This is a genomic window from Agromyces sp. NPDC029043, from assembly GCF_055564615.1.
In genome coordinates this window covers 1-2,463 of record NZ_JBVHVX010000054.1, presented here as the reverse complement: position 1 = coordinate 2,463, position 2,463 = coordinate 1, and the positions used below count along the sequence as shown (strand labels likewise).

The window sequence follows — 2,463 nt, the reverse complement described above, 5'->3', positions numbered from 1 at the left end:
ACCGCCCCATCACGAAACTCCCGGTCGTACTTCTTCCGCTTCTCTGGCATCGTGCTCCTCATTATCGATGCCTCTACGGTTCGGGGGGAACCTCACTCTTCCGTGAGGGTTTGGCGGGTGGGATGAGCGGAACGCTTGATGCCATCGGCTCTCGCGCCAACTCGATATACCCGCCGGGGATGTTCGGTGTTCCGGTGAACCTCGGTTCCTACGGTGGGATGTTCTCGGATCACCTTATGAGTGCGCCTGGCCTCTCCTCGCTTTTTCAGAACGCGCAGAAGCAGATGGTCGACAAATACCCTGACGTGATCGCGCGTGATCAGTCAGCTGAGGTGATGTACAGCGCTCCCGGAGCAGCCGACGTACGGGTCGATCTCCAGTTCGCCGACGACATGGGCGACTTGTGGCGTCGACGGCACGGTCAGCAACCCGAGCCTGTGATGGAGGACGAGTAGGCCAAGTCTCCGAGTCCGACCCACGTCCGAAATGATAAGAACGTCATAACACCTAATCGCAAGGCGCCAGACCTTGGTCAGTCGCCTCTAAGAGCAGAGCCACTCGATGTCGACCACTATGCCCAAACAAACGCCCCCGAAGATTGCTCCCTTCACCCCGGATTTCGTCAAGGGCGTGTGCGACGTGCTTTCGCAGACAGATCATCCGGGACTCACCGGTTCCGAGATCGACTCCTTGCTCCAGATGGTGGGAGTCAGGCAGCGTGAGCCGGGCGGCAACAAGCGCGACAGCCTGTACGTCACTCTCTACAACGTCCAGGTTCGACAGCAAGCCGGCAACGTCATGGGCGGATTCATCGCAAAGGCCATGAATCCTAGCCGGTATGCCGCTCAGCCAGCTCGTTTCGACGAGCTGCGCGACCAGCTCAACCAGTTCCTCGTGTACTACGGCTACGCAGTTAACGAAGCGGGCAAGCTCGCATCCGGAGCGAAGGCATCCAGCATCTCCGAGGGTGCCGCCCTGGCCGGACGACTTCAAACTGAGCTGAGGCGCCGAGGGTGTCACAGCGAGTTATTCCGCTACTGCGACGAGGAACTCATCGGGCGTTCTCTGTTTCATGCAATGTCGGAAGCGTCGAAGAGCATCCCAGCAAGAGTCCGCGGCATCACGGGGTTGGCGGGTGATGGCGCAGCTCTTTACGACGGCGTCCTCGGAACCAATCGCGAGCATCCCGCCTGGTCCATCAACGCCCATGAATCAGACTCCGACATCAGCGAGCACCGCGGCTTTAAAAGCCTGCTCGTTGGGATCCACGGGCACTTCCGAAACCCGCGCGCGCACTCCAGCCGAATCTTCAATGATGAGGTTCTGAACGATTTCTACGACGCGTTCTCGCTCTCCTCCTACGTACATCGTCGGCTCGACTCAATGAGGAGATTGACCGCACCCCACTGAGCCGAAAGCTTGGCTTGCGGCTATCCGCGCCGAGGAACGATTGCTCGGGTCGCTGCTCACGGTCTCAGGTCCGGACCACACCAGAACCAACGGCCCGCTCTAGATCCGCTATGACGAGTCCTCTCATCCGTTTCATCACGACCGGCTTTCTGGGTGCCCACCCCCTCGCTGCGAACGTCACCAATCTGCTCATGCGGCTGCCGACCTCCGGGAGGGCGGCAGATCAGCGCGCCCAGCGAGTGGCGCCGCCAGAATGTCCTATCGCGCCGATATCCTGCCTACGTGCCTCCCCGGTCGCGGGAGGACGTGCTGCGCGATCAAGGGTGAGTGATGATTGACGAATCGGCGGTCGTCGAACAGTTCCTCGAGCTAGCTCGGGGCACGAGCAGCTCGCTGATCAGCTTCCTGCCGGCGTTCGAGGACGCCGTCACAGTTCCGGAAACATCGACTATCGTGCGGACGCACTTTCTCGCACATGATGCCAACGGAGCGCCTGCTGTGGAGCAGCTCGCAGGAGCGATGGCGTCTGCGGCCATGGATTTCTGTATAGCACGTTCGAAGATCGAGCGAGCGTATGCAGAGTACGAGGAGACTCGATCGACCGCGGCCATCGTGAGCTTGAATGAGCTGACGTGTGCGGTCTCAGGAGATGCGTGACGTCGTGTTCTCGGGAGATGCTTACCGGCGGTGGGGCCGGTGGGCGTTGAAGTTGCGAATGGTCTTGGTGGTGGTTCGTGCGTGCAGTGACAGTTCTCTGGCGCCGTCGAGCACTCGTAGGTGGTGATCGTCGACGATGATGGTGACGATGGTGCCGGCGTAGGTCGGACTGACTCGGAGGCGTTGGCCGGCCACCATGATCTGACCGCTCTTGGGAACCCGGCGCTGCACGCTCTGCGGCCCTGACGGTGGCGCAGGCGGCAGCGGGGTGCTGGCTTCCCGAACTCCGGTCAAGCGGCGAATATTCTCTAGGTCAAGAGGATTGGGTAGCGTCTTGATCAGGTGGGTGCCGTTGGTCGCGTGGATCAACTCGCCGTCGATCCGCAGGGTGACCCG

At 61.0% G+C, this 2,463-nt stretch carries 4 protein-coding genes; 3 read left to right on the top strand and 1 reads right to left on the bottom strand.

Annotated features, from left to right (window positions below; genetic code table 11):
• The 3 genes from ACZ4TW_RS23905 to ACZ4TW_RS23895 all read left to right on the top strand — a co-directional run.
• Positions 1 to 455: hypothetical protein (locus tag ACZ4TW_RS23905; RefSeq protein ID WP_279941311.1), on the top strand; the 455-nt coding region annotated here is incomplete at its 5' end.
• Positions 456 to 561: 106 nt separating this feature from the next.
• On the top strand, positions 562 to 1,410 hold the full coding sequence (locus tag ACZ4TW_RS23900) for a TIGR02391 family protein (RefSeq protein WP_006370051.1): 849 nt from the start codon (positions 562 to 564) through the stop codon (positions 1,408 to 1,410).
• A 330-nt stretch (positions 1,411 to 1,740) separates the two neighbouring features.
• Positions 1,741 to 2,067, top strand: coding sequence for a hypothetical protein (locus ACZ4TW_RS23895; RefSeq protein ID WP_020173285.1), 327 nt, complete (start codon positions 1,741 to 1,743; stop codon positions 2,065 to 2,067).
• A 21-nt stretch (positions 2,068 to 2,088) separates the two neighbouring features.
• On the opposite strand, the gene ACZ4TW_RS23890 is transcribed toward ACZ4TW_RS23895, so the two are convergent.
• On the bottom strand, positions 2,089 to 2,463 hold a 375-nt coding region (locus tag ACZ4TW_RS23890), incomplete at its 5' end, for a Mu transposase domain-containing protein (protein ID WP_396575176.1).